21 protein-coding genes and 1 pseudogene are annotated in these 26,032 nt (G+C 72.0%); 6 read left to right on the forward strand and 16 right to left on the reverse strand.

Annotated features, from left to right (window positions below; all coding sequences use genetic code 11):
- Nucleotides 1–17: 17 nt before the first annotated feature.
- The 7 genes and pseudogenes from FHG89_RS19125 to FHG89_RS19155 form a co-directional block, all read right to left on the reverse strand.
- Nucleotides 18–1,403: a phosphomannomutase/phosphoglucomutase gene (locus FHG89_RS19125; RefSeq protein WP_139585755.1), complete on the reverse strand. Its 1,386-nt coding sequence runs from the start codon at nt 1,401–1,403 to the stop codon at nt 18–20.
- A 68-nt stretch (nt 1,404–1,471) separates the two neighbouring features.
- Nucleotides 1,472–2,518, reverse strand: coding sequence for a hypothetical protein (locus FHG89_RS19130; protein ID WP_139585756.1), 1,047 nt, complete (start codon nt 2,516–2,518; stop codon nt 1,472–1,474).
- 180 nt (nt 2,519–2,698) lie between these two features.
- Nucleotides 2,699–3,097: pseudogene (locus tag FHG89_RS19135) on the reverse strand (endonuclease V); the annotation flags it as partial.
- 332 nt (nt 3,098–3,429) lie between these two features.
- Nucleotides 3,430–3,717 carry a hypothetical protein gene (locus tag FHG89_RS19140; RefSeq protein WP_139585757.1) on the reverse strand — a complete coding sequence of 96 codons (288 nt, stop codon included), beginning with the start codon at nt 3,715–3,717 and terminating at the stop codon, nt 3,430–3,432.
- Nucleotides 3,689–7,630: a toxin glutamine deamidase domain-containing protein gene (locus FHG89_RS19145; protein ID WP_139585758.1), complete on the reverse strand. Its 3,942-nt coding sequence runs from the start codon at nt 7,628–7,630 to the stop codon at nt 3,689–3,691. The genes FHG89_RS19140 and FHG89_RS19145 overlap by 29 nt, the downstream gene beginning before the upstream one ends.
- Before the next feature lie 16 nt (nt 7,631–7,646).
- Nucleotides 7,647–7,979 carry a hypothetical protein gene (locus FHG89_RS19150; RefSeq protein ID WP_139585759.1) on the reverse strand — a complete coding sequence of 111 codons (333 nt, stop codon included), beginning with the start codon at nt 7,977–7,979 and terminating at the stop codon, nt 7,647–7,649.
- A complete protein-coding gene (locus FHG89_RS19155) occupies nt 7,976–8,398 on the reverse strand; it encodes a YbaB/EbfC family nucleoid-associated protein (RefSeq protein WP_139585760.1) in 423 nt (140 codons plus the stop codon). The genes FHG89_RS19150 and FHG89_RS19155 overlap by 4 nt, the downstream gene beginning before the upstream one ends.
- Nucleotides 8,399–8,476: 78 nt before the next feature.
- On the opposite strand from FHG89_RS19155, the gene FHG89_RS19160 reads away from it, so the two are divergent.
- Nucleotides 8,477–9,724, forward strand: coding sequence for an SUKH-3 domain-containing protein (locus tag FHG89_RS19160; RefSeq protein WP_139585761.1), 1,248 nt, complete (start codon nt 8,477–8,479; stop codon nt 9,722–9,724).
- On the opposite strand, the gene FHG89_RS19165 is transcribed toward FHG89_RS19160, so the two are convergent.
- Nucleotides 9,721–11,160 (reverse strand): aldehyde dehydrogenase family protein, encoded by a 1,440-nt coding sequence (locus FHG89_RS19165; protein WP_139585762.1) that lies wholly within the window; start codon nt 11,158–11,160, stop codon nt 9,721–9,723. The genes FHG89_RS19160 and FHG89_RS19165 overlap by 4 nt on opposite strands.
- Before the next feature lie 141 nt (nt 11,161–11,301).
- On the opposite strand from FHG89_RS19165, the gene FHG89_RS19170 reads away from it, so the two are divergent.
- The gene (locus FHG89_RS19170; protein WP_139585763.1) at nt 11,302–12,738 is read left to right on the forward strand and encodes a gamma-aminobutyraldehyde dehydrogenase; all 1,437 of its coding nucleotides are present in this window, start codon (nt 11,302–11,304) and stop codon (nt 12,736–12,738) included.
- Nucleotides 12,739–12,741: 3 nt separating this feature from the next.
- Nucleotides 12,742–14,013 carry a 4-aminobutyrate--2-oxoglutarate transaminase gene (gene gabT, locus FHG89_RS19175; protein WP_139585764.1) on the forward strand — a complete coding sequence of 424 codons (1,272 nt, stop codon included), beginning with the start codon at nt 12,742–12,744 and terminating at the stop codon, nt 14,011–14,013.
- A 48-nt stretch (nt 14,014–14,061) separates the two neighbouring features.
- Here the strand turns inward: gabT and FHG89_RS19180 are convergent, their stop codons facing one another.
- Entirely contained in the window at nt 14,062–14,739 is a 678-nt protein-coding gene (locus FHG89_RS19180) for an RlpA-like double-psi beta-barrel domain-containing protein (RefSeq protein WP_139585765.1), read from the reverse strand.
- A gap of 174 nt (nt 14,740–14,913) precedes the next feature.
- Between FHG89_RS19180 and FHG89_RS19185 the strand changes: the two genes are divergently transcribed.
- Genes FHG89_RS19185 through FHG89_RS19195 form a run of 3 tightly spaced genes read left to right on the forward strand, consistent with a single transcriptional unit; the run spans nt 14,914 to nt 18,087 of the window.
- Nucleotides 14,914–16,191 carry a GAF domain-containing protein gene (locus FHG89_RS19185; protein WP_139585766.1) on the forward strand — a complete coding sequence of 426 codons (1,278 nt, stop codon included), beginning with the start codon at nt 14,914–14,916 and terminating at the stop codon, nt 16,189–16,191.
- A 46-nt stretch (nt 16,192–16,237) separates the two neighbouring features.
- Nucleotides 16,238–17,743: an aldehyde dehydrogenase gene (gene adh, locus FHG89_RS19190; RefSeq protein WP_139585767.1), complete on the forward strand. Its 1,506-nt coding sequence runs from the start codon at nt 16,238–16,240 to the stop codon at nt 17,741–17,743.
- Entirely contained in the window at nt 17,743–18,087 is a 345-nt protein-coding gene (locus FHG89_RS19195) for a DUF779 domain-containing protein (RefSeq protein ID WP_425280190.1), read from the forward strand. The genes adh and FHG89_RS19195 overlap by 1 nt, the downstream gene beginning before the upstream one ends.
- A gap of 176 nt (nt 18,088–18,263) precedes the next feature.
- On the opposite strand, the gene speB is transcribed toward FHG89_RS19195, so the two are convergent.
- From speB to FHG89_RS19230, 7 genes are read right to left on the reverse strand one after another with little or no spacing between them, the layout of a single operon-like run.
- Nucleotides 18,264–19,277: an agmatinase gene (gene speB / locus FHG89_RS19200; RefSeq protein WP_139585768.1), complete on the reverse strand. Its 1,014-nt coding sequence runs from the start codon at nt 19,275–19,277 to the stop codon at nt 18,264–18,266.
- Nucleotides 19,274–20,476, reverse strand: a complete 1,203-nt coding sequence (locus tag FHG89_RS19205) for a saccharopine dehydrogenase family protein (protein WP_139585769.1) — start codon at nt 20,474–20,476, stop codon at nt 19,274–19,276. The genes speB and FHG89_RS19205 overlap by 4 nt, the downstream gene beginning before the upstream one ends.
- Nucleotides 20,476–21,897, reverse strand: a complete 1,422-nt coding sequence (locus FHG89_RS19210) for an NAD(P)/FAD-dependent oxidoreductase (protein WP_139585770.1) — start codon at nt 21,895–21,897, stop codon at nt 20,476–20,478. The genes FHG89_RS19205 and FHG89_RS19210 overlap by 1 nt, the downstream gene beginning before the upstream one ends.
- Nucleotides 21,898–21,934: 37 nt before the next feature.
- Nucleotides 21,935–22,771, reverse strand: coding sequence for an ABC transporter permease (locus FHG89_RS19215; protein WP_244295624.1), 837 nt, complete (start codon nt 22,769–22,771; stop codon nt 21,935–21,937).
- Nucleotides 22,768–23,676 carry an ABC transporter permease gene (locus FHG89_RS19220; protein ID WP_139585771.1) on the reverse strand — a complete coding sequence of 303 codons (909 nt, stop codon included), beginning with the start codon at nt 23,674–23,676 and terminating at the stop codon, nt 22,768–22,770. Before FHG89_RS19220 ends, FHG89_RS19215 begins: the two co-directional genes overlap by 4 nt.
- Nucleotides 23,673–24,824 (reverse strand): ABC transporter ATP-binding protein, encoded by a 1,152-nt coding sequence (locus FHG89_RS19225; RefSeq protein ID WP_139585772.1) that lies wholly within the window; start codon nt 24,822–24,824, stop codon nt 23,673–23,675. Before FHG89_RS19225 ends, FHG89_RS19220 begins: the two co-directional genes overlap by 4 nt.
- A gap of 5 nt (nt 24,825–24,829) precedes the next feature.
- On the reverse strand, nt 24,830–26,014 hold the full coding sequence (locus FHG89_RS19230) for a polyamine ABC transporter substrate-binding protein (RefSeq protein WP_139585773.1): 1,185 nt from the start codon (nt 26,012–26,014) through the stop codon (nt 24,830–24,832).
- Nucleotides 26,015–26,032 lie beyond the last annotated feature (18 nt).

Genomic DNA, 26,032 nt, shown 5'->3' on the forward strand with positions numbered 1-26,032 from the left:
GACCGGCGCAGGCGATCTTATCGGCGAACGCGGTTGAGCACGTCGTCCCGGAGCGAGACCATCCGCTCCCGGGTGGGCGCCTCGACGTTGAGCCGCAGCAACGGCTCCGTATTGGAGGCGCGCAGGTTGAACCACGCGCCGTCGGGGAAACGCAGCGTGAGCCCGTCCATCTCGTCGACCTCCGCCTCGGGGTACGCGGCCCGCACGTCGGCGACCGCGCCCGCCTGGTCGGCCACCGTCGAGTTGATCTCGCCGGAGGCGACGTAGCGCTCGTACTCCCCGGCCAGCACGGACAGCGGCAGCGACTGCTCACCCAGCGCGGCCAGGGTGTGCATCGCGGCGAGCATTCCGGTGTCGGCGAACCAGAAGTCCCGGAAGTAGTAGTGCGCCGAGTGCTCGCCACCGAAGACGGCGTTGGTCCGCGCCATCTCGGCCTTGATGAAGGAGTGCCCGACGCGGGCGACGACGGGCTCCCCGCCGTGTTCACGGATGATCTCCGGGACGGCGCTGGACGTGATGAGGCCGTGGATCACCGTGGAGCCCGGGTGCTTCGCCAACTCGCGAGCGGCCACCAGGGCGGTGATCGCCGACGGCGAGACCGGCTCGCCGCGCTCGTCCACCACGAAGCAACGGTCGGCGTCACCGTCGAAGGCCAGCCCGATCTCGGCGCCGTGCTCGACCACCGCGCGCTGGAGGTCGACCAGGTTCGCCGGATCCAACGGGTTGGCCTCGTGGTTGGGGAAGCTGCCGTCCAACTCGAAGTACAGCGGCACGATCTCCAACGGCAGGGCCGACAGGGCCGCGTCGCCGAGCACTGTGGGAACCGTGAAGCCGCCCATCCCGTTGCCCGCGTCGACCACCACCTTCAACGGCCGGATGCCGGACAGGTCGACCAGCTTGCGCAGGTACGCGGCGTAGTCGGGAAGCAGGTCACGGCGTTCGACCGGTCGGGTCGGCTCGCCGCCCGGACGGGCCGCGCCCGAATCCAGGAGGGCCTGTGCGCGATCGCGGATCTCCGCGAGCCCGCTGTCCTGACCGATCGGCCGGGCACCAGAGCGGCACATCTTGATGCCGTTGTACTGCGCGGGGTTGTGGCTGGCCGTGAACATGGCCCCCGGCAGGTCGAGCGAACCGGAGGCGAAGTAGAGCAGATCGGTGGAGGCGAGCCCGATCTCGATCACCGAGCGGCCCTCCGCGCGGACGCCGGCCGCGAACGCCTCGGCCAACCCGGGCGAACTGGCCCGCATGTCGTACCCGACGACTACCGCGTCGCCCGGCTCGTCGGTGGTGTTGAGGAGCTGGGTGAACGCGACTCCAAGCGCCTCGGCGGTCCGCTCGTCCCACTGGTCCGGCACCGTCCCTCGGACGTCGTACGCCTTCACGATCTGGGACAGATCAGACACTGGTTCCGCTCCTTGGCCGCAGTTTCCACCGAACCTGAGCGTATCGGAGGGTAGAGGTCCGGCCCCGCTCAGCCGGGGAGCCGGGGCATGATCGCGGTGCGCTCGCCACCGTCGGGCGGATCGTCGGGCGGCGGCGGGGTGCCCGGAGCGCCTGGCATCGGCTGTGTCGCCTCGGGTGTCGGCGCGTTCCCCGCCGGTCGGGCCCCGTACACACCCGGGGCGGGCCGGGGAGGGGGCACCGTGCCGTAGCCGCCGGACGGCTGCTGGCCGTACACCGAGCCGGGGTGACCGGGCGCGGTCGGTGACCCACCGCCGGAGCGGTAGGTGGTGCCGCCGGGGTTGCCCGGCAGCGGCCCGGGCGGCGGGTCGGTCGGCGACCGGTCCTGCCGTGAACGGCGAACCAGCAGCACGATGAGCAGCAGTCCGACGGCGACCATCGCGATACCGAAGAACATCACAGGTGAACCGTCGCCGGACTCGGCGGCGGCCGGCGTCGTGGACGGCGCGGCGGCCGTCGGAGCGAGCGCGGCCGGGTTCACCACCTCGCCTGCCGTCGCGACCTCGGTCGGGCTCGGAGTCGGGGTGGGATTCTTCGACGGCGTCGGCGACGGGGTGACCCGGGCGCCGTTCAGCCTCGCCGTGTCGGTACCCCGACCCAGCTCCTGGCCGGCCGCGCTGACCCCCACGCCGGTCACCACGAGCCGTCCGCCCGGCGTGCCCTCGGCGAACGCCACCCGGTACCGCACGGTGATGCCCTTGCCCTTGCACAGGGTCGGCTTCGCCGGCGACGTCTGCCCGGTCACCGCGCTGCCGTCACCCCCGGACACCGCCACCGGGAACCAACGCCCGCCGGCGTTCACCTGCACCGACACCTGATCCGGCTGGAGACCCTCCAGGCTCAGGCCCAGGGCGGTACGCAGCAGCACGCACCCGTCGGAGCGCTTGCGCACCGCGACGTTCACCCCCTGCGCCGAACCACCGGCGGAGAAACTGCTGGCGGCGCCGACCCGGACCGAGTCGTCGTCGGCCGACGCCGGCGACGCACTGAGCAGCACCAGGCCGCCCAGGACACCGCAGACCGTCGCGAGCCGCGCCGCGCGCCGACGCACCGTCATGATCACCTCACCGTTTCCCCCCCGGGTGGGGTCCGCGGGTCAGGCTACTACCGGCCCACCCCCACCCCTGGTCATAGAGCGGCCCGCATGTGTGCGGCGTTACGGTTTACGGCCCGGTCCGCCCGGCCACTCTTGATCCACTTGACGTCGACGAAAGCGGCTTCGATCAATCCGAGCGGATCACCCCGCCTCGGCGAGCGCGTCACGGCAGAGCCGGTCGGCCGTCCGGGTGGTCTCCGGCAGCCGGTAGCGCGGGGCCAGCGCGAGCACCCGAGCGGTGGCGTTGTCCAGGCTCATCCGGTGCCCGACGCTGACGAAGACCGGCTTCACGGCGTCCTGGGTCCGCAGCACGCGACCGACAACCTCACCCCCGTCCCGCAGCGGCGACCAGGCACCCCGCCGCACCGGCGGCGGATCCCACTCGCCGACCAGCGGTGTCTTACCCACCCCGATCGCCGGCAGCCCGGTCACCACCCCGAGATGACAGGCGAGCCCGAACCGGCGCGGATGAGCCAACCCGTGCCCGTCACAGACCAGCAGGTCTGGTCGGGTGGTCAGCCGGTCCAGCGCGGCGAGCAGAGGACGCTCCGCTCGTCCGCGAAGGTGCCCCCGAGCGCGGGTCGTCGTCCGAATGAACGAACATGTCCGACCAGCCAAAGACCCGCGTGGGTGCACTGCCGGAGGTATTCGGCTCGGCACCACTGCCGGCGTCCGAGCCGGATCCGCGGGTCATGTCGGCGCCGTCAACTCGTGCCGGGCACCTGGATCACCTGCGGCGCGTAGCTGCTCCTCGACGATCAAGCAGGTCCGTTGCCGAACCCCCCGGATGAGAGCCCGCCCCTTCGGCGTCAGGTGACGCCCCTCGGCTGCCGCCCGCAACTTATCGTTGACCGGACGACGGCCGCGCACCGTCATCGGCACCCTGAGGGGAACATGCTGCGGATCGCCTCCTCGCCGGGCAAGCTCGCGCCACCCGTGACGACCTCGGCCACACTCTCCGCCGTTGCGCGATCGACAGTGTCGAAGCGGTCAACGTTGCGATGGTCATTGACGAATCGCATAACCAGGCCGGGATCGAAAGCCCATTCTCGACTACGGTGATCCCACAGGATCGCGTTGCCCAGGCCGCCATCAGTCACGAACAGTCCGGCCGGCCCCCCGATTCGCTCATCATTCCGGTAGATCACGTAGTAGATCAACAAATTCCTTCTCCAACCTGCTGGCGACACCCTCCGTCACCGGAAAGTCGTTGGACCTGAGACCTAGATCCTGCACCACCTCCGAGAAGGTTGTCCCCTGGTGGTCAAGCCATGACCGATACCTCCGCCAGGCCTCTCCGTTGCTGCTCAACCACTTTGCGAAGCTGGCGTCCTTAGCCGGGACGAAACTGTCCAGGCCGGGCGGGAGGCGGTCCGACATCCGCTGCTCACGGTTCGTGGCGAGCATCCGCAGAAATGCCTGCACCTGCTCCTCGGGCCTGGCCGAGGCCCGACGCAGGATCTCGTAGTCGCTGTGAGTCTGCACCCATGCCTCCCGCGACTCGCGGGTGTGAAACTGCACCTCGAGAAGGAACCCATCGGGCGATCGGAGGGTGCAGTTGAATCCATAGAATCTGTTGCCGGCTCGCCAGAAGTTCTTGAGCGACGACGGTGGGACGGAGAAGCCGGCTTCCACCAGGCCCGCCAACACCAGTTGGACGGCTCGCCGATAGTTCTCCCCGGACGGCATCTCGAACAAGAACCTCAGAACGTCGTTGACCGTCCCCGCGAACTCCTCGACGCCGACCGCTAGACCACGCGCCTCGTCGCGATACTTCCGCGCCAGCGACTCCAGCCCTTTGACGCGAAACTCCCGGTCCCGCAGTTGCACCGGCTCGCTGAGGCCAACCATCTCCGTCACGTTCCGTCCGACCTGAGCCAGCGCGTCCTCGACGTGGTCGGCGACGGCGACCGCGCGGTCACGCAGGTCCGTCAGCGCCGCCCACTCCGTCGTCGTGAGCCGCGCCAGGTCGACAGCCGGCGGCCTCGGGCCGTCAGCCTCGGCCGCGTCGCCGCCCGGCGTGACCGGGGGTTGCGCCGAGCCCGGCCCGTCCAGGAGCAGGTACATCCGGTTGATGTACGGGTCGCCGTGACCGCCGTCGTCCCGCGCTGACGGGTGGTTCGGCAGGTCGGGCCGTTCGCTGAACCGGCCTCGGGGCAGTCCGCCGAGTGGCATGGGCCGGCCGTCTCCTCCGAGCACCAGCGCGTCGATGCCGACCACGTCCGGGTAGAGCGGCCGGTCGCGGATGTTGCCGGTCTGCGGGTCGACGTAGAGGATCGTTCCGTTCTGGTTGAGCGCCACCCAGGCGTGCGAGCCGCCGCCGGCCCACTCGGTGATCAGGAACGCGTAGCTGCCGTGCCCACCCAGCAGCATCTGGTCGTGCAGGTTGCGGTAGCTGCGGTCGGCGGCCTGTCGTGCGTGCGCCGGGCGCAGCCGTTGGCCCGGTGGCGGGGTGAGGAGCCGCTGGAACCTGCCGCCGGTGACGTCTTCCACCCGGCCGGGTCCGCCGGCTTCGCCTCGGATGGGGCGGCGGGTGTCGCCGTCGAGGTACCCGTCGAAGGTGCGCGGCGCAGACACGCGGGGCCGCCCGTGCACCCACGTCTCGAACATCGACAGGGTGCAGTCCAGGCAGTTGATGCCCCGGGTGGCGTCGGCCATCGGCCCGCCGTCGTTGAGGAGCCGGAACCAGGCGCCGCGGCGGGGGTCGGCGGTGCGGGTGACGCTGCCGTCCGGGTCGCGGGGCATCTGCCGTTCGACGTCGACCTGGTGCAGGGCCAGCGGCGGGCGTAGTCCGCCAGGCTGCCCGTACGGCCGGGAGTCGTCGATCGGCGGGGGCACGTCGTCGCCGGTGAGCCGGGACGGGCCGCGGACCTCCACCGCGCCGAGGGCGAGCGCGCCCACGTCCGTGTTGGCCTGCCGGAAGGCCGCGTCGCCGATGTCGACGACCTCCGGCGCCCGGGCGCCGGCCAGCACCGCGTCGGCCAGGTCACGGCATTGGGTGTACGCGCGCGTCTCGTCGTTCGCGGCCCGCTGCCAGCCGTCGGCCCACCGCTGGTGGCCGGTCCGGTGGAGTTGCCGGGCGTAGGTGCCGTACTCGACGGCCCGGCGGTCGTGTTCGGCGGCCAGGGCGTGCAGTCGGCTGGCCTCGGCCTGCCGGCGGCTGTGCTCGAACTCGTTGCGCCGCGACTCGTAGTAGCCCCGGTAGCGCTGTCGCTCGGCGGCTTCCGCCTCGGCCGCCCACCGGGCCGCGTACCAGTCGCTGGCCTCGATGTCGGACTGCGACGGCGCCGTCAGGTTTCCCGGGACCGGTGCTCGGCCGCGCGCCGGATGCGGGGGTACGCGTCCCGGCCCGAACGCCTGCCACGTCGGTAGGTGCGCTGCCGGCGGCGCCACCCCGGCGGCGACTGTCGGGGCAGGGGTGCTCGTCGCCGACGGGGACCACGTGGACGGGCCGGTGACGCTCGGGGCCGTTCCGGTGCTGCCGTTGGGTGGGCTGGGCGCGACCCCGGTGGCTGGTGTGCCGGCCTGGTCGAACGTGCCGGTCGTGGGCGCGGCGACCGAGGAGAGGGTGGGGTCGGTGGCGATCGGGTGTCTCGAGCCGGCCGCATCCGTGGTGACCGGGACGTGCCCGTCCGACGATGGCGCGGCGGTCTCGGTCGGGAGCACCGGACGGCTCGGATCGTCGCCGATCGTCGGCGACACAGGTGCCCCGGCCAGGTCCGACACGGTGGGCTGGCTCAGGCCGTACGACACGGCCGCTCCCACCTCGGGCGGTGACGCGACGGCCACATCCGCATGGCCGACCGCCCCCTGCGCCGGAACCACAGGCGACCCGACCACCGGCCCGCCGACAGCGGATGACACCGATCCCGACGACACCGACCCCGAAGACACCGGCCCCGAGGACACCGACCCGACCGAGGCCGACTCCGAGGAGGCCGGAGCGGACGAGCCCGACGACGTGGAGGCAGCGCCGGTTGCAGGCGCGTCCACAGAGGATGCCTCGACGGCGGGAGGGGGACCCAGGGAAGGGCCGGCGAGTGCGGCTCCCGCCAGGGCGTTGGCCTGCGCGGCGAGTTTGGCGTGCAACGCGTGGTCGGTCTGGGCGGTGGCCGAGCCGGTGGCCCCGGAGGCGGCGGCGCGGGCCACGTCCTCCACCGAGGTCAGGCCCTGCCCGGTGGCCAGGCCGGCGGCGGTCTCGGCGAGCACCTCACCTGTCATCTCCCGGCCCAGGTGCTCACCGACCCGCGCGGCGCGACCGGTCGCGTGCCGACCCAGGCCGGCCAGCGGCGCGACCGCCCCGCCGGCGAGGCCACCGACGGCCGACGCGCCCAGGTCGGTGAGGTCCAGGCCGTGCGCCCGGCCGGTGGAGTTCTGGTACGCCTGGGTGGCCAGGGTGACTCCGGCCTCCTCCGCCGCCTCCTCCAGCCCCTCGCGGGTGGCGCGCCGGGCCAGCCCGCGTACGCCACCCCGGGCGACCTCCTTGGCTGCCCGTTCCCCGGCCTCCTTCAGCCCGTGTCTGAGGGACTTGCTGGCCAGTTGCCCCATCAGCCGCTTGAAGATCTGCTGGATCAGCAGGCGGGTGGCGGTGATCGCCGCTCCGGCGGCCGGGGAGGCGGCGCCGGCGGTGAGCACGGCCGCCACCGCCACCGTCAGCAGCTCGATGACGAGGATGCCCAGCTCGATCCAGACTTCGAGTTTGGCGCCCTCGATGTCGCAGCCGCACTCCTCGACGAGCCGGCCCAGGTCGGTGGTGACCGCGAGCAGCACCGGCAGTGGCGCGTCGGCGCCCTCGGCGATCCCCCGCCAGGCCGCCTCGAACGCGGCGTCGACCGCGCCGACGCCGCCGTATCCGGCGCGCACCTCGTCGGCGGCGGTGGCGGCGTCGCTGTGCGGCCCGGCGAGGACGGCGGCGACGGCGTACCACCGGTCGGCGACGTCCCAGACGGCCCGCTCGTCGCCCTCGGGCCACTGCACGCCGACGACCCAGTCCAGTGCCTCGTAGATCCAGCCGGGCACGTCCCAGGGCGCGTAGTCGAGCGGGTGCGGAATGGGGCTGGGCAGCACGCTCATCCGGATCGCCCCGCTGTCAGCGCCGGTCGGCGGCCCGGTCGAGCCGGGCGGCGCTGCTGCCGTCGGTCTGCACGCTCGCGTCGACGGCGCGGACCACGTCGGTGCCCAGCTCGGTGAGCCGGTGACCGATGCCCGCCCAGGCCCGCAGCACGGTCTGCTCGAACCCCCGGTAGCTGCTCTCGAACGCGGCGCCGATGTCGTCGCGGCCCCACGGCCGGTTGCCGCTCGCGGCTTCGATCTCGCCGCCGTCGGCCGCCCGGCGGGCGGTCACCGCCTCGCCGGCGAGGGTCAGGTCGGCACCGCCCCGGCGGGCGCGGGACGGATCGAGCCAGAGCTGCCCGTCGGTCATGCCGGCCCCTCGCGCCGCCCGAGGACGGCCTCGGCGCGCCCGAGCAGCGCACCGAAATCTCCGGTACGCAGGAACTCGACCGGGCCGGAGCCGGCCGGTACGTGTTCGGCCACCAGATCCCGGGTGGCGTCGCCGGCGGCGGTGGTGGCGGCCCGGACGGTCTCGGTGATCCTGCGGCTCAGCGCCTCGGCGTCCCGGTCCTGGTAGACGGCCGGGTCCAGCTCGATCGCGACCAGCTCCCCCCGGGCGCCGACGGTCACTGTCACCTGCCCGTCGGCCGACCGCCGGGTCACCCGTACCGCGGCGAGCCGGGCGCGCAGTTCGTCCAGGTTGGACCTGAGCTGCTGATACTGCCCGTACACGTCGTCGAATCGGGCCCGTAGCTCGCGATTGGCGTCGCGGTCCACGCGTTCGCTCACCGCCGTTCCTCCCGTCACCGTCGGTAGGGCGAACCATACCGGCTGCCATCGATCCACGTAGTCCGGTAGTTTCGGTGTGTGATCGACCGTCAACAGGCCGAGCAGCTCGCGGCCACCTGGGCCCGCCGCGATTCGCAGCGCCTCGGCCACGAGTGCACGCCGGTGGTCGACGAGTTCGATCTCGGCTACCTCATCACGTCCGTCGTGTCCACCGAGGCGCGGACGGTCCCGGGCGACCTGCCGACGACAGTCGTCGACAAGCAGACCGGGAAGGTCACCACCTGGCCCCGGGTGCCCAGCGACGTGGTGGCGGACATGTACCGGCGCAGTCAGCCGGAAGGGCCGACCGCCGCGCGCACCGTCGACCAGTCGAGCCTGCTGGTGCGGGAGATCCATCGGATCGCCACCCCGAACACCACCGCGCACCTGACCATCGACGGTCGCATCTGGACAGCCCAGGGCACGAAGGGTGTCGTCCCACTGAACCATCACCCGCTCGTGCGCACCTACCTGGATCAGCTGCCCCCGGGGGAGCTGGTCCGCGGCGGCGAGGGTCACGCCGAGTTGATCGTGGTGTCCGACGTGCTGCACGAGTACGACCACCTGCGGGCGGCCGAGGGCATCGCGCCGATGGGCCGGGCCGAGGCGGCGGCCCTGCTGGAGGGGGCGCGGTTCGAGATCTTCCGGGTCCGGGAGCCGGGTGACCCGGCAAGCGGCCCGGCCGAGCGGCCCTGCGACTCGTGCGTCAACTTCCTGGTGAGCGCCAACGTCCTGCCGGAGTCGACCCGGGCGTACACGGAGACCTGGCTACCGCCGGCGGAACCCGATCCGGACCCGGGCCGCTTCCCGCCCGAGGTGGCCAACTCGCTGGTGGCGGCCGGCTGGCGACCGCACATCGGTGACCAGCTCATGGCCGCCGCCGCCGTACGGGACGTCACGGCCGTGGCGGGGCGCACCCACCGGCACGCGGTCTTCCCGGCCGCCGTCGCGGCGCTCACCGCGTTCCCCAGCCTGGTGGGCGCGCGGCGCGGCCCCGGCGAGCAGGTGTGGATCTCCCGCTTCGACATCCGCCCGCACATGATCGCGCACACCGCCGACACGCTCGCCGACTTCGGCGCCGTCCTCGGCGTACGACTCTTCCCGATCGGCACCGAGGGACAGGACAGCATCATCGCCGTCGACGAGCGCGGCCGGGTCTTCGCCCTCGACCAGGCCGGTGAGTGGTTCCTCGGCGACACGATCGACGCCGCGTTTACCACCCTGCTGCTCGGCCGCGCCCCCGCCCGGGTCCGCGACGACGGCACCTGGCGCGCCGACGAGGCCTAGAGGGTGAGCCCGGTCAGCACCATGACGCGCGGTTCGGTGTAGTCGTCCATCGCGCTGCGCAGCCCTTCCCGGCCGACGCCGCTGCCCTTCACTCCGCCGTACGGCATCTGGTCGGCCCGGTACGACGGCACGTCGCCGACGATCACGCCGCCCACCTCCAACGACCGCGCGGCGGCGAAGGCCACGTCGAGGCGTCGGGTGAACACGCCGGCCTGCAGGCCGTACGCCGAGTCGTTGACGGCGGTGAACGCGGCCCGGTCGTCGGCGACCGGGGCGACCACGAGCACCGGCCCGAACACCTCCTCGGCGACGACCCTGGCGTCGGTGGGAACGCCGGTGAGCACGGTCGGGGGGTACGTGGCGCCGTCCCGCGCGCCGCCCACCTCGACGGTGGCGCCGGCCGCGACGGCCTCGTTCACCCATGCCTCGACCCGGCGGGCGGCGTCCTCGGACACCATCGGGCCGACGTCTGTCGACTCGTCGGTGGGGTCGCCGGTGCGCAGCGAGCGGACCGCCGTGACCATCCGGGGCAGGAACTCGGCGTGCAGCGTGTGGTGCACGTACACCCGTTGGACGGCGATGCACGACTGGCCGGCCTGGTAGTTGGCGAAGGTGGCGATCCGTTGCGCGGCGAAGTCCAGATCCTCGTCGGAGGTCCAGTCCGCACAGAGCACGGCCGCCGCGTTGCCGCCCAACTCCAGCGTGACGTGCTTCTGGGGCACCTGCTGGCGGATGGCCGCGCCGACCGGCCCGGACCCGGTGAACGACACCACGGGCAGCCGGGGGTCGGTGACCAGTTCGGCGGCGCGGTCGTTGGGCAGCGGCAGCACCGAGAACATGCCGGCGGGCAGGTCCGTCTCGGCGAGCAGTTCGCCGAGCAGCAGCGCGGACAGTGGCGTCGCCGGGGCCGGCTTGACGATGATCGGCGCGCCGACGGCGATGGCCGGGGCGACCTTGTGGGCGACGAGGTTGAGCGGGAAGTTGAACGGCGCGATGCCCAGCACCGGCCCCTTCGGCACCTGCCGGACCAGGGCGATCCGCCCGGTGGCCGCCGGGTCGGTGTCGAGGCGTTGCAGCTCGCCGGAGAACCGCCGGGCCTCCTCGGCGGCCCACCGGAAGGTGGACACCGCCCGTCCCACCTCGGCCCGGGCCCACTTGACCGGTTTGCCGTTCTCGGCGGTGATCAGAGCCGCGACCTCGTCGGCGCGTTCGGCGAGCCGCCGGGACACGTGGTCCAGGGCCGCCGCGCGGGCGTGCGCGGGCAGGGCCGCGGCCTGCGCGGCCACACCGGCCGCCGCGGCGACGGCGGCCTCGACCTGGTCGGGCGTGGCAAATGTGGTACGCCCCACCGGGCGACCGTCGTACGGGTGGTGGACGGTCAGCTCGCCCTCACCGGAGGCGGGGCGGGAGGCGACGAAGAACGCGGTGGGCTCCACGACGAGCAGCGTAGACGAGTCAGCAGTCGACGGAAACAGTCGCCGCAACCCTTGTCTGCCGCGAATTCAGTGGCCAAGATGGCAGGGAGATTGCGATAACCGCCGCAGAACCGCACCCCGGCCCCTCGGAGAGATCCCGTCATGAGTGATCAGCAGCAGCTGCGCAACTTCGTCAACGGCTCCTACGTCGAACCGGCCGACGGCGGGTACGCCGACCTGATCGACCCCTGCACGGGCGAGGTGTTCGCCCAGGCCCCGGTGTCCGGCGCCGCCGACGTGGACGCGGCGATGAGTGCCGCCGCCACCGCGTTCGAGAGTTGGCGGGATGTCACCCCCGCCGAGCGGCAGCGGGCGATGCTCAAGCTCGCCGACGCCGTGGAGGCCCGCGCGGCCGAGCTGGTCGACGCCGAGGTCCGCAACACCGGCAAGCCGCGCCAGCTCACCGCCGAGGAGGAGCTGCCGCCCGCGGTGGACCAGTTCCGGTTCTTCGCCGGCGCGGCCCGGCTGCTGGAGGGGCGGTCCGCCGGGGAGTACCTGGCCGGGCACACCTCGTACGTGCGGCGGGAGCCGATCGGCGTCTGCGCCCAGGTCACCCCGTGGAACTACCCGCTGATGATGGCGGTCTGGAAGATCGCCCCGGCACTGGCGGCCGGCAACACGGTGGTGCTCAAGCCGTCGGACACCACGCCTGTGTCGACGCTGCTGCTCGCCGAGATCGCCGCCGAGTTCTTCCCGCCGGGTGTGTTCAACGTGGTCTGCGGCGACCGGGACACCGGTCGTACCCTCGTCTCGCACCCGACGCCGCAGCTGGTGTCGATCACCGGCTCGACCCGCGCCGGCATGGAGGTCGCCGCCGCGGCGGCGCCCGATCTGAAGCGGACCCACCTGGAGCTGGGCGGCAAGGCCCCGGTGGTGCTCTTCGACGACGCGGACGTGGCGGCGGCCGCCGAGGCCATCGCGGTGGGCGGCTACTTCAACGCGGGGCAGGACTGCACGGCGGCCACCCGGGTGCTCGCCGGGCCGGGCATCCACGACGACTTCGTGGCGGCGCTCGCCGAGCAGGCCCGCAACACGAAGACCGGCGCGCCTGACGACGCGGACGTGCTCTACGGCCCGTTGAACAATGCCAACCAGCTGGCCCGGGTCAGCGGCTTCGTGGACCGGCTGCCGGACCACGCGGCGATCCAGGCCGGCGGCTCCCGGCAGGGCGAGCGCGGCTACTTCTACGCGCCGACGGTGGTGTCCGGGCTGCGCCAGGCCGACGAGATCATCCAGGACGAGGTGTTCGGCCCCGTCATCACCGTGCAGCGCTTCTCCGACGAGGACGAGGCGGTGCGCTGGGCCAACGGCGTCGACTACGGCCTGTCCGCGTCGGTGTGGACGCGCGACCACGGCCGGGCGATGCGGATGACCCGGCGGCTGGACTTCGGCTGCGTCTGGGTGAACACGCACATCCCGTTCGTCTCGGAGATGCCGCACGGCGGCTTCAAGCACTCCGGGCACGGCAAGGACCTGTCGGTCTACAGCCTGGAGGACTACACCCGGATCAAGCACGTCATGCACAACATCGAGGGCTGACCCATGGCTTCGTCAGAGGAACTGCACAAGCGGCGCGGCGGTGCCGTCGCCCGAGGTGTCGGCAGCGTCATCTCGTCCTACGTGGACACCGCGTCCGGCGGGACGATCACCGACGTCGACGGCCGCGAGTGGATCGACTTCGCCGCCGGCATCGCGGTGAGCAGCGTCGGCAACTCCGCCCCGAAGGTGGTCGAGGCGGTCCGGGCTCAGGTCGAGCGGTTCACCCACACCTGCTTCATGGTCGCCCCGTACGAGTCGTACGTGGCGGTGTGCGAGCAGCTCAACGCGGTGACGCCGGGCGGGTTCGAGAAGCGCTCGGCGCTGTTCAACTCCGGGGCGGAGGCGGTGGAGAACGCCGTGAAGATCGCCCGGCACGCCACCGGACGGCCGGCGGTCGTGGTGTTCGACCACGCGTACCACGGGCGGACCAACCTGACCATGGCGTTGACCGCGAAGAACATGCCGTACAAGCACCGGTTCGGGCCGTTCGCCGGGGAGATCTACCGGGTGCCGATGTCCTACCCGCTGCGCGACGGCGGGCTCTCCGGCGCCGAAGCGGCAGCGCGGGCCATCGAGATGGTCGAGAAGCAGGTCGGGGCGGAGAACGTCGCCGCGCTGCTGATCGAGCCGATCCAGGGCGAGGGCGGCTTCGTGGTGCCGGCGCCCGGTTTCCTGCCGGCGCTGCGAGCCTGGGCGACAGCGGCCGGGGTGGTGTTCGTCGCCGACGAGATCCAGACCGGCTTCTGCCGTACCGGCGACTGGTTCGCCTGCCAGCACGAGAGCGTCGAACCGGACCTGGTCGCCCTGGCCAAGGGCATCGCGGGTGGCCTGCCCCTCGCGGCGGTGACCGGTCGGGCCGAGCTGATGGACGCGGTGCACGTCGGCGGGCTCGGCGGCACGTACGGCGGCAACCCGATCGCCTGCGCCGCCGCGCTGGCCACCATCGAGACCATGCACGAACTGGACCTGGCCGCCGCCGCCCGACGCATCGAGTCCGTCCTGGCACCCCGGCTCCGGGCCGCCGCCGAGCGCGATCCCCGCATCGCCGAGGTACGCGGCCGGGGCGCGATGCTCGCCGTGGAGCTGGTACGACCCGGCACCCTCGTCCCCGACCCGGTCGCCACGGCGGCCGTCTCGGCCGCCTGTCACGCCGCCGGCCTGCTCACCCTGACCTGCGGCACGTACGGCAACGTGCTGCGCTTCCTGCCCCCGCTGGTGATCTCCGACGAGCAGCTCACCCGGGGCGCCGACATCCTCGACGCCGCGTTCGGCTGACCGAGGGAAGGGCCCCTTCCCGAGAAGGGGCCCTTCCGCACGGCAGGGTCAGCGAAGCACCTCGACGGTGTTGCGGCGGACCAGATTCTTGCCCGGCTCGCGGATCTGCTCCATGGCGGCGCTGTTGAGCAGCAGGCAGCTGCCCGACGGGCCGGTCACCGTGACCGTGGTGGCCTTGTTGTTGTCCAGGTTGGTCACCCGCAGCCGGGTGCCCACCGGGAACTGCCCGCTGGTCGCCGCCGGCGCGGCATTCTCGGCGAAGAAGGTGATCGCCCCCGAGCAGGCCGAGCGGGGCGCCGGGCCGGGCGCTCCGGGAGACGCTGCGCCGGGTCGGACCGTGCCGGCGGCCGGCGGCGCGGCGGGCGGCGCGGCCTCGCCGTCGAGCCGTTGCACCACGTTGCGGCGGATCACGTTCTTGCCCGGCTCCCGCACCAGCTCCATCGCGGCGGCGTTGAGCAGCACACAACTGCCCGACGGGCCGGTCACCGTCACCGTGGCCGCCCGGTTGTTGTCCAGGTTCGTCACCCGCAGCCGCGTGCCCACCGGGAACCGGTCGCTGGTCGCCGCCGGCGCCCCGCCCTCCGCCGAGAAGGTGACCGAGCCCGAGCAGACGGACTGCTGCGCGGGTGCGGTGTCGGCGAACCCGAACCCGGTCCCCACCGCCACTCCCGCCGCGGCGAGCACCGCCACGGTCGCCGCCAGCACGTGCTTGCGCTGCACCCTCATCGCCGTCACTCCCGTCCTCGGTGTTCCTTCACCGCGTGGTACGGACGGAAGGGCCCTACCGTTCAGCCGACACGGGCACCGATCGCCGTGGCGGCCAGATCGACGGGTCCGTACCGGATGTGGTTGGCGATCGAGGGTGAGCTGCGTCACGATAGGGCCCGAGGAGGTCGCCCCATGGCTGACCCGTGGCTCGCCCTGGAGTTCGGCGTCGATCCGGCCGAGCGGATCGCGCAGGTCGGTGCCGCCCACGAGGCGTTCCTCACCGCCGGCGCCGCGCCACACCGGGTCCGCGAGGTGGTACGCCGCTCGTGGGAACGTTCGGCGCGACTCGACCCGGAGGCCACCCCGCCTGTCGACCTGAGCGACGACGCGCTGGCCGCGTACCGGGCCGGGCATCCACTGGCCCGCGTGCTGCCGCTCTTTCGGGACCTGCTCGGCGGCATCGCGCAGGACAGCGCGCACCTGATGGCCGTGTGCGACGCGTACGGGCGGCTGCTCTGGGTCGAGGGGCATCCGGGGGTGCTCCGGCATGCCGAGCGGATGAACTTCGTGCCCGGCGCACGCTGGGACGAGACCCACGCCGGCACCAACGCCCCCGGCACCGCGCTGGCCGTCGACCACAGCGTGCAGATCTTCGCCACCGAGCATTTCAGCCGGCCGGTGCAGCGCTGGACCTGCGCGGCGGCGCCGATCCACGACCCGGCCACCGGGCTGCTGCTCGGCGCGGTCGACATCACCGGCGGCGACCACCTGGCCAACCCGCACAGCCTGGCGCTGGTCCGGGCCACCGCCCGGGCCGCCGAGGCGCAGCTCGCCACGGACCGGCCGGTGGAGCCGGGCGTCGCCGTGGTGACCGCACTCGGCCGCGACGAGGCGGAACTGCGCATCGACGGGCGACGCATCCGGCTCGGCCGCCGACACAGCGAGCTGCTGGTGCTGCTGCTGCACCACCCCGAGGGCCGCACCGGCGAACAGCTCGGCCTCGACCTCTACGGCGACGAGCGGCTGCATCCGGTCACCCTGCGCGCGGAGCTGTCCCGGTTGCGCCGGGTGCTCGGGCCGGAGCTGCTCGACTCACGCCCGTACCGGCTGCGCGGCGTCGTCCGGGCCGACTTCACCACCATTGCCGCACGGCTCGACCAGGGCGATGTCGCGGGCGCGCTCGCCGCGTACCCCGGGTCGTTGCTGCCCGGGTCGGACGCGCCGGGAGTGGCCCGACTGCGCCGGCTGATCGACGGCCAGCTCCGCGCGGCCGTGCTGGCCACCGCCGACCCGGCGCTGCTCACGGCCTGGACCGCGACCCCCGCCGGCGCCGACGACCTGGCCGCCTGGCAGGCCCTGGCGCGGGCGTTGCCGGTGGGCACGCCGCGCCGGCCGCTCGCCCTGGCCCGCATCGACCAGCTCGCCGGGGAGTACGACCTCCCGCGCGCAACGTGGCTGCAACGTCGCTGAAACTACCGTCCCCGCCGACACCCGCACCACGACGGCGGAGGTAACCATGACGCGCTACGACGCGCCCACCCACTGGCAGTCCCGTTACGACCACTTCATCGGCGGCGAGTACGTCAAGCCGCATGGTGGTGGCTACTTCGAGAACCCCACCCCGGTCACCGGTCAGACCTTCACCGAGGTGGCCCGGGGCACGGCCCCTGACGTCGAGAAGGCCCTGGACGCCGCGCACGGCGCCGCCGACGCCTGGGGGCGTACCTCGGTGGCCGAGCGGGCCCTGATCCTCAACCGGATCGCCGACCGCATGCAGGACAACCTGGAGTCCCTCGCGATCGCCGAGAGCTGGGAGAACGGCAAGCCGGTCCGGGAGACACTGGCGGCGGACATTCCGCTGGCCATCGACCACTTCCGGTACTTCGCCGGTGCGATCCGGGCCCAGGAGGGTTCCCTCGGCGAGATCGACGACGACACCGTGGCGTACCACTTCCACGAGCCGCTCGGTGTCGTCGGGCAGATCATCCCGTGGAACTTCCCGATTCTCATGGCCACCTGGAAGCTGGCGCCCGCTCTGGCCGCCGGCAACGCCGTGGTGCTCAAGCCGGCCGAGCAGACCCCCGCGTCCATCCACTACTGGCTGTCGCTGGTGGCGGACCTGCTGCCGCCGGGCGTGCTCAACATCGTCAACGGCTTCGGCGTGGAGGCCGGCAAGCCGCTGGCGTCCTCGGCCCGGGTGGCGAAGGTGGCGTTCACCGGTGAGACCACGACCGGGCGGCTGATCATGCAGTACGCCAGCGAGAACATCAAACCCGTCACCCTGGAGCTGGGCGGCAAGAGCCCGAACATCTTCTTCGACGACGTCAGCGCCGCATCCGACGACTTCCTGGACAAGGCCCTGGAAGGCTTCACCATGTTCGCGCTCAACCAGGGCGAGGTGTGCACCTGCCCCTCCCGGGCGCTGATCCAGCAGGGCCACTACAGCGACTTCCTGGCCGCGGCGGTGGAGCGCACGAAGGCGATCGTGGCCGGGCACCCGCTGGACACCGACACGATGATCGGGGCGCAGGCCTCCAACGACCAGCTGGAGAAGATTCTGTCCTACCTGGACATCGGCCGGCAGGAGGGCGCCAAGGTGCTCACCGGGGGGTCACGGGCGGACCTGGGCGGCGACCTGTCGGGCGGGTACTACGTCGAGCCAACGATCTTCGAGGGCGACAACTCGATGCGGGTCTTCCAGGAGGAGATCTTCGGCCCGGTGGTCTCGGTGACCTCCTTCGCCGACCTCGACGACGCCGTCAAGACCGCCAACGACACCCTGTACGGGTTGGGCGCGGGCGTGTGGACCCGGGACATGAACGTCGCGTACCGGGCGGGGCGGGCCATCCAGGCCGGGCGGGTCTGGACGAACTGCTACCACGCCTACCCGGCGCACGCCGCCTTCGGCGGGTACAAGCAGTCAGGCATCGGTCGGGAGAACCACAAGATGATGCTGGAGCACTACCAGCAGACGAAGAACCTGCTGGTCAGCTACTCCACCCAGAAGCTCGGCTTCTTCTGATGTCCGTGGTCTCCGTGACCCCCGCGGCGGCCGATCTGATCCGGTCGCTGCGGGGGCGGCACGGGCCGCTGATGTTCCACCAGTCCGGCGGCTGCTGCGACGGCAGTGCCCCGATGTGCTACCCGGCGGGCGAGTTCCGCACCGGCTCCTCCGACGTGCTGCTCGCCTCGCTGGCCGTGGACGGTGTGCCGGAGCCTGTCGAGTTCTGGATGTCGTCGGCCCAGTGGGAGTTGTGGAAGCACACGAGGTTGACGGTCGACGTGGTGCCGGGGCGGGGCAGCGGGTTCTCGCTGGAGGCCCCCGACGGTCTTCGCTTCCTCATCCGCTCCCGCCTCGCCGCCTAGGTCACCCGCGACCGGTGCGTGTGGGCAGCGGAGGCAACCCGCACTGGGGAGCGCTATACCTCTGAGGCACAAATATGACTCACAGGTATAGCGCTCACCACCAAGTCCGCCCCGTGCCTGGTGACGCGGTGTGACCGCAGGCCACGACGCGGGGCCGTTGCCACTGAAGGCGCTGGTCAGCGGGCATCCAGGAGGGGTTGGTGGGGGTTCCACGGTGGCCCGCCCGCGGCGTCGCGGCGGCGTCGGGCGATCGCCGACAGCGCCTCCAGGACCACCCGGTTGCCCAGGTACGCGGTGATGTCGGCGTGGTCGTACGGCGGCGCGACCTCGACCACGTCCACCCCGACGACGGGCAGCTCGTAGCAGACCCGGCGGACCGCGTCGAGCAGTTGCCGGGAGGTCAGGCCGCCCGGTTCGGGGGTGCCGGTGCCGGGGGCCATCCCGGGATCGACGACGTCCACGTCGACCGAGAGGAACACCCCCTCGCACTCGTCGGTCGCGATCGTGAAGGCCTCCGACAGGCAGGTGTCCAGGCCGCGCGACACCAGCTCGGTCATCTCGTAGGAGCGCATCCGCTGGGCGGCCATCCACGCCAGGGTGGGCGGGTCGGGCCAGTAGCCGCGCAGGCCGATCTGGAGGAACCGGTCGCCGCGTACCGCGCCGGACTCGATGAGCCGGCGCATCGGCTGGCCGTGCCCGTGCAGCGAGCCGAACTCGATGTGTCCGGTGTCGGCGTGCGCGTCGAAGTGCACCAGCGACACCCGGCCGAGCCCGTGCTGCCGGGCGACCCCGGTGGCGTCGGGCAGGGCGATGGAGTGGTCCCCGCCGAGGACGATCGGGATCGCGCCGGCGGCGGCGACGGCGTACACGGCGGCCTCCAGCGACGCCAGCGACCGCTCGATGTCGCCGGAGAACATCTCCACGTCGCCGGCGTCGTAGACGCGCAGGTCGCGCAGCCCGTCGACGCGCATCGCCAGGGACGGGCGGGAGCCGTCGTGCGGCAGGTAGCAGGCCTGCCGGATGGCGGACGGGCCGAAGCGGGTGCCGGGCCGGTGCGAGGTGCCGCCGTCGAAGGGCGCACCGACGATGACGACGTCGGCGTCCGGGTACGACGCGGGGTCGTCCAGGGTGCAGCGGTCCACCCCGAGGAAGGTGATGTCGGGGCCGTACATCGGGCCGTAGCGGTTCATCGCTCCTGGATCCCCCATGGCGAGCCGTACCCGGTGAGCAGGTCGAGGAAGGGGCGGGGCGGCAGCGCCTCCGGGCCGATCACCCCGGTCCCCGACCACGCGCCGGTGGCGAGCAGTTCCAGGGCCACCACCGGGTTCACCGCGGTCTGCCAGACGACGGCCTGGTGGCCGTACTCCCGCATGGACCACTCGTTGTCGACCACGTGGTAGAGGTAGACCTCGCGCGGCCGCCCGTCCCTGCCGGTGCCGGTGACCCAGGTGCCGGCGCAGGTCTTGCCGCGCATCCGCTCGCCCAGGGTGGCCGGGTCGGGCAGGCAGGCGGCGACCACGTCCCGCGGCGACACCTCGACGCCCCGCACGGAGACCGGAGCGGTCGAGTCGAGGCCGACCTTGTGCAGGGCCTTCAGCACCTCGATGAACTCGTCGCCCAGGCCGTACTTGAAGGTGACCCGCTTCGCCTTCACCCAGCGCGGGATCAGCAGCACCTCCTCGTGCTCGACGTTGACGCACTCGACCGGGCCGATCCCCTCCGGGAAGTCGAACACCTCCGGCTCGCTGAACGGCTCGGTGGTGTACCAGCCCCGGTCGGCCTCCCAGATCACCGGCGGGTTCAGGCACTCCTCGATGGTGGTCCAGATCGAGAACGACGGCGCGAAGTCGTAGCCCTCGACGGTGAGGTTCGCGCCGTCGCGGACGCCGATCTCGTCGATCTCGTCGAACAGCTCGTCGGCGGCGTAGCGGGCGAAGACGTCCGACAGGCCCGGCTCGATGCCGATGCCGCAGAGCGCCAGCCGGCCGGCCGCCGCCCACCGGTCGGCGACGGCGAACTGGTCGTCGCCGAGCTTCACCCCGGTCTCGGCGTAGGGGCGGGACGGGTGCGGGTGGGACAGCGACATGGCCATGTCGAGGTAGTGGGCTCCGGCGGCGAAGGCACCGTCGAAGATGGGCATGACGAAGCGCGGGTCGACGGCGTTGAGCACGTGGGTGATCCGGTGCTCCCGGCAGAGCGCGGCGACCGCGTCGGCCGAGGAGGCGTCCACCTGGGCGGCGACGAAGCGGTCGCCGTGCCCGGCCACCGCGCGGGCAGCGCGGTCCGGGTCGTGGTCGGCGACCACCATGGTCTCGAAGAAGGTCCGTCGGGCGGCGATGGCTACGGCGGCGGAGCCGACGCCACCGGCGCCGACGAGGAGGACACGCATCAGGAATCAAACCCCAAACCGAAACGATCGAGAGTACGGAGCCAGAGGTCGCGCCGGCCCTCACGCGCGTCGGCGCGGGCCAGTGACCAGCGGGTGAGATTGATGCCGAGCGCGCGGACGGGTTCCGGCGGGAACGGCAGTGGCTTACGGCGAACCAGGTCGAGCCCGGTCAACGGGGTGTTCCCGCCGGCCAGCAGGTCGAGCAGCACGCGGGCACCGAAGCGGGTGGCCCCGACGCCGAGGCCGGTGTAGCCGGCCGCGTACGCCAGCCGACCGCCGTACGCGGTGCCGAAGAACGGGCAGAACCGGGTGCAGGTGTCGATGACGCCGCCCCAGCGATGGCTGAAGCGCACGTCGGCGAGCTGCGGAAACGTGGTGAAGAAGTGCTGGGCGAGGGTGGTGAAGGTGGCCGGGTTCTGCTCCAGTTCGGGGGCGACCCGGTTGCCGTAGTGGTAGACCGCGTCGTAGCCGCCGAAGAGGATCCGCCCGTCGACGGTGATCCGGTAGTAGTGGAACAGGTTGCCGGTGTCGGCGAGCCCCTGCCGGTTGCGCCAGCCGATCGCGTCCCGCTGGGCGGGGGTGAGCGGCTCGGTCATCAGCACGTGGTCGTAGACGGGCACCACGTACGCCCGCAGTCGGCGCAGCAGTGGCGGAAACGCGTTGGTGGCGAGCACGACCCGGCGGGCGCGTACCGAGCCGGGCGCGTTGTCCAGCCCGCCGACGGTCGCCGCGTGCAGGGCCGGGCCGTCGGCACGCAGCCCGGTGACCCGGGTGTGCTCGTGCACGCGTACGCCGAGGTCGAGGCAGGCGCGGCGCAGACCCCACGCCAGCTTCGCCGGGTCCACCATGGCGACCCGGTCGGCGTCGACCAGGCCACCCAGGTACGTCGGCGAGTGCACCTCGGCGCGTACCTCGTCCCGGTCGAGTAGCCGCACCCGGTGGCCGTACCGGCGGGCCAGCTCCGCGTCGGCGGCCAACCCGTCGAGCTGGTACGGCTCGACGGCGACGGCCAGCTCGCCGGTGCGCTCGAAGTCGCAGTCGATGCCGAACTCGGCGACGGTGGCGGCGATCGCGTCCAGGTTTTCCCGGCCGAGGCGTTCCAGCTCGCCGATCTCACCGGGGAACCGGTCGACGCCGTTGGCCAGGCCGTGGGTGAGCGAGGCGGCACAGAACCCGCCGTTGCGCCCAGAGGCGGCCCACCCGCAGGTGCCGGCGTCGACGAGCAGCACGTCACGGTCCGGCTCGGCCCGCTTGGCCTCCAGGGCGGCCCAGAGCCCGCTGTACCCGCCGCCGATCACCAGCAGGTCGGCGGTCTGCGCGCCGGTCAGCGGCGGCAGCGGGTCGGGGCGCTCCGGGCGGTCCAGCCAGTACGGCACGGGCGTCGCGTCGGCGAGCGCCCGGCCGATATGCGGGAGGGTCATGACGCCCGCCCGGTCGGACGGCCCGCATCCAGGGTGGTCATGACGAGCGACGCGCCTGCGGCACCGGGCCGGCCAGCAGCGCGGCGCGGCGAGCACGCCGACCGCGCAGCGAGCTGAGCCCGACCAGCAGCAGCGCGATGGCGAACATCGCGGTGCCGATGACGTTCACCTGCGGGGGGATGCCCCGCTGGGCGGCGCCCCAGACGTACATCGGGAACGTGACGGTGGTGCCGGCGTTGAAGTTCGTGATGATGAAGTCGTCGAAGCTCAGCGAGAACGCCAGCAGCGCGGCGGCCACGATGCCGGGCAGCACCAGCGGCAGGGTGATCCGCCGGAAGGTCTGCCACTCGTTGGCGTAGAGGTCCATGGCGGCCTCCTCCAGCCGCCGGTCCATCCCGGCGAGCCGCGCCTTGACGGTGACCACCACGAACGACACGCAGAACATCACGTGCGCGATGACGATCGTCCAGAAGCCCTGCGGCACCCCGGCGGAGACGAAGAGGGCCAGCAGCGACGTGCCCATCACCAGCTCGGGGGTGGCCATCGGCAGGAAGATCAGCACGTTGATGCCGGACCTGCCGCGGAAGCGGTGCCGCACCAGCGCGAACGCCATCAGGGTGCCGAGCACCGTGGCGACCACGGTGGCGATGAAGCCGATCTGCACGCTGCGGACCACCGCGTCGCACATGTCCGAGGTGGCACACGGCTGCCGCCAGTTGTCCAGCGTGAACTCGTTGAAGTCGTACGACAGCCGGCTCGACGGCCGGTTGAACGACAGGCCCGCCACCACCAGGATCGGCAGCGCCAGGTAGCCGAGCACCAGCAGCGCCACGATCATCACCCAGCGGTCCGCCAGCCAGCGGGAAATCCTCACAGCACCTCCTCCGTGCCAGCCCTGCGCAGATAGCCGAAGACCACCGCGAGGATCGCCGCCATCAGCAGGAACGACAGCGCGGCGCCCTGCGGGTAGTCCAGTCGGACCAGGAACGCCGAGTCGATGACGTTGCCGATCATGTATTCGTTCGGGGTGCCGAGGAGTTCGGCGTTGATGTAGTCGCCGCTGGCGGGGATGAAGAACAGCAGCGTGCCGGCGACCAGACCGGGCATGGACAGCGGCAGCGTCACCCGCCGGAACGCCTGCGCCGGGCTCGCGTACAGGTCGGTGGCCGCCTCCAGCAGCCGGGGGTCCAGCCGCTCCAGGCTCGCGTACAGCGGCAGCACCAGGAACGGCAGGAAGTTGTACGTCAGGCCGAGCACCACCGCGAACGGCGTGGCCAGCAGCCGGCCGTCCGGGGCGAGCAGGTGCACGTCGCGCAGCAGGCCAACGAGCGCGCCGTTGTCCGACAGGATCGTCTTCCAGGCCAGCGTGCGGACCAGGAAGCTGGTGAACATCGGCGCGACCACGCACACCAGCAGCAGGTTCTTCCACCGGCCGGCCTTCTGCGCGATGGCGTACGCGAGCGGGTAGCCCAGCAGCAACGCCAGCACCAGGGCCAGCCCGGCGTAGCCGAACGAGCGCAGCAACTGCGGCCAGTACGCCTGCACGACGTCCGGGTAGTTGCCGAACGCCCACGTCATCGCGTACCCGGTGGAGAGCGAGCCGCTGGGGTCGTAGAGGCTCGCCGCGGCGAGTTGCAGCAGCGGCACACCGAAGAAGATGAGCAGCCAGGCCGCACCGGGCAGCAGCAACAGGTACGGCAGGAGTCGGCGCCGACCGGACCGGGCTGCCGGTGGCGCGGGTGGCGGGTGCCCCGATCCGGTGGGGGCCAGGAGGGTCATGACGACGCGCCCACCGGCTCGTCGAGCACCGGCGTGGTCCGGTCGGTGTCGGCGGCGTCGCGGGGCAGCAGGAACGCGTGGCGCGGATCCCAGTACGCCACTGCCTCGCTGCCCACCGGCACCCGCGCCTCCGCGCCGTTGTTCGCCGCGAAGACCGACAGCTCGGTGCCCCAGCCGGTGCGCAGCAGGTACTGCGTGCTGACCCCCACGTAGGAGGCGTCGGTGACCAACCCGGTGACCAGTTGGTGTCCTTGGGGGACCTGGTCGGCGGAGCCGACCAGATGCAGCTTCTCCGGGCGTACCCCCAGGTGGACAGGGCCCCGGTCGGCGCGCGACCGGCCGGCGGGCACCGAGAAGCGCGCGCCGTGCGCCGTCACCGCCACCTCGCCGCCGCTCGTGCCGGCGGCCTCGCCAGCGAGCAGGTTGGACTGGCCGAGGAAGTTCGCCACGAAGGCGGTGGCCGGGAACTCGTAGAGGTCGGCCGGGGCGCCCTGCTGCTCGATCCGGCCGGCGTTCATCACCGCGACGGTGTCGGCCATGGTCATGGCCTCCTCCTGGTCGTGGGTGACGTGCACGAAGGTGATGCCGACCTCGGTCTGGATGCGCTTCAGCTCGATCTGCATCTGCCGGCGCAGCTTCAGGTCGAGCGCGCCCAGCGGCTCGTCGAGCAGCAGCACCTGCGGTCGGTTGATCAGCGCTCGGGCCAGGGCGACGCGTTGCTGCTGGCCGCCGGAGAGCTGCGCCGGCCGGCGGTTGCCGTAGCCGTCGAGCTGCACCAGCGACAGCATCCGGGTGACCTCGTCGTCGACCGAGCGGATGCCGCGTCGGCGCAGCCCGAAGGCCACGTTCTCGAAGATGGTGAGGTGCGGAAAGAGCGCGTAGCTCTGGAAGACCGTGTTGACCGGCCGCTTGTACGGCCGCAGCCGAGCGATGTCGGTGTCGCCGAGCAGCACCTGGCCACTGGTCGGCTCCTCCAGCCCGGCGATCATCCGCAGGGTGGTGGTCTTGCCGCAGCCGGACGCGCCGAGCAGCGCGAAGAACGAGCCCTGCGGGATCGTCAGGCTGAGGTCATCGACGGCGGTGAAGATGCCGAACCGCTTGGTGAGGTTGGCCAGGCGCAGATCGCCGGCGGGTGTCTCGCGCGCCATCCCCGTCACGCCCCGATGACCTGCTGGAACTTGCCCTCGTACTCCTTCTCCTGCTTTTCGTCCAGGGCCATGAAGACCTTGGACTTCGCCAGCAGCGCGTCGTCGGGGAAGATCAGCGGGTTGGCGGCCAGCTCCGGGTCGATCTTCTCCATCTCGGCCTGGGCGCCCTTGACCGGGCAGATGTAGTTGACGTACGCGGCGAGCTTCGCCGCGGCCACCGGCTCGTAGTAGTAGTTGATGAGCGCTTCGGCGTTGCCCTTGTGGGTGGCCTTGTTCGGGACCATCATGTTGTCGCTGAACAGCATCACGCCCGAGTCCGGGGCGACGAACTGCACCTTCTCGTTCTCACTGGAGAGCTGGATGACGTCCCCGGACCAGCCGATGCACGCGGCGATGTCGCCCTTGGCCAGGTCGGGTGCGTAGTCGTTGCCGGTGAACTTGCGGATCTGCCCGGAGTCGACGGCCTTCTTGAGCTTGTTGAGCGCGTCGTCGTACTGGGCGGTGGTGAAGTTGGCGGGGTCGTGCCCGTTGGACTGGAGGAGCAGGCCCATCGTGTCGCGCATCTCGCTGAGCGCCGTCACCTTGCCCTTGAGGTCGGGGCGGGTGAGCAGTTCGTCGACGGTGCGCAGCTCCTTGGTGACGCTGCCGTTGAACGCCAGGCCGGCGAGGCCGGACTGCCACGGGATGGAGATCCGGTTCTCCTGGTCGAAGGAGCGGTTGAGCAGCGACGGGAGCAGGTTGGCCTGCACGTTCGGGATCTTCGCCGGGTCGAGCTTCTGGATCCAGCCGAGCCGGATCATCCGCGCGGCCATCCAGTCGGTCAGCACGACGATGTCCCGGTCGGTGCTCTGGCAGGCGGCCAGCTGGTTCTGCACCTTGCCGAAGAACTCGTTGTTGTCGTTGATGTCCTCGGTGTAGGTGACCTGGATGCCGGTCTTCGTGATGAACTCGTCCAGGCTCGGCCGCTTGGACTCGTCCTTCTCGTCGACGTCCATGTACTGCGGCCAGTTGGAGAAGGCGAGCTTCTTCTCGGTGCCGGACAGGTCTTCGCTGACGCAGCCGGCCTCGGTCTGCTGGGCGCCCTTTGTGCCGCAGCCGGCGAGGCTACCGCCCGCAGCGAGCAGGGCGGCCGATCCGAGAGTGCCGGTGAGCAGTCCACGCCGGGAGAGGGGCCGGAGGGGAGTACGCATGACGACTCCTAGGGGGTC

This window comes from Micromonospora orduensis, from assembly GCF_006228125.1.
In the GTDB taxonomy this organism is placed as follows: Bacteria; Actinomycetota; Actinomycetes; order Mycobacteriales; family Micromonosporaceae; genus Micromonospora; species Micromonospora orduensis.

Excerpts from the sequence above, each read along its gene's own strand:
- FHG89_RS19230 (WP_139585773.1), bottom strand. The coding sequence starts at position 26,014 with ATGCGTACTCCCCTCCGGCCCCTCTCCCGGCGTGGACTGCTCACCGGC.
- FHG89_RS19195 (WP_425280190.1), top strand. The coding sequence starts at position 17,743 with ATGTCCGTGGTCTCCGTGACCCCCGCGGCGGCCGATCTGATCCGGTCG.
- FHG89_RS19180 (WP_139585765.1), bottom strand. The coding sequence starts at position 14,739 with ATGAGGGTGCAGCGCAAGCACGTGCTGGCGGCGACCGTGGCGGTGCTC.
- FHG89_RS19220 (WP_139585771.1), bottom strand. The coding sequence starts at position 23,676 with ATGACCCTCCTGGCCCCCACCGGATCGGGGCACCCGCCACCCGCGCCA.
- FHG89_RS19205 (WP_139585769.1), bottom strand. The coding sequence starts at position 20,476 with ATGCGTGTCCTCCTCGTCGGCGCCGGTGGCGTCGGCTCCGCCGCCGTA.
- FHG89_RS19210 (WP_139585770.1), bottom strand. The coding sequence starts at position 21,897 with ATGACCCTCCCGCATATCGGCCGGGCGCTCGCCGACGCGACGCCCGTG.
- FHG89_RS19150 (WP_139585759.1), bottom strand. The coding sequence starts at position 7,979 with ATGACCGACGGGCAGCTCTGGCTCGATCCGTCCCGCGCCCGCCGGGGC.
- FHG89_RS19185 (WP_139585766.1), top strand. The coding sequence starts at position 14,914 with ATGGCTGACCCGTGGCTCGCCCTGGAGTTCGGCGTCGATCCGGCCGAG.
- FHG89_RS19170 (WP_139585763.1), top strand. The coding sequence starts at position 11,302 with ATGAGTGATCAGCAGCAGCTGCGCAACTTCGTCAACGGCTCCTACGTC.
- FHG89_RS19225 (WP_139585772.1), bottom strand. The coding sequence starts at position 24,824 with ATGGCGCGCGAGACACCCGCCGGCGATCTGCGCCTGGCCAACCTCACC.
- speB (WP_139585768.1), bottom strand. The coding sequence starts at position 19,277 with ATGAACCGCTACGGCCCGATGTACGGCCCCGACATCACCTTCCTCGGG.
- FHG89_RS19145 (WP_139585758.1), bottom strand. The coding sequence starts at position 7,630 with ATGAGCGTGCTGCCCAGCCCCATTCCGCACCCGCTCGACTACGCGCCC.
- adh (WP_139585767.1), top strand. The coding sequence starts at position 16,238 with ATGACGCGCTACGACGCGCCCACCCACTGGCAGTCCCGTTACGACCAC.
- FHG89_RS19130 (WP_139585756.1), bottom strand. The coding sequence starts at position 2,518 with ATGACGGTGCGTCGGCGCGCGGCGCGGCTCGCGACGGTCTGCGGTGTC.
- gabT (WP_139585764.1), top strand. The coding sequence starts at position 12,742 with ATGGCTTCGTCAGAGGAACTGCACAAGCGGCGCGGCGGTGCCGTCGCC.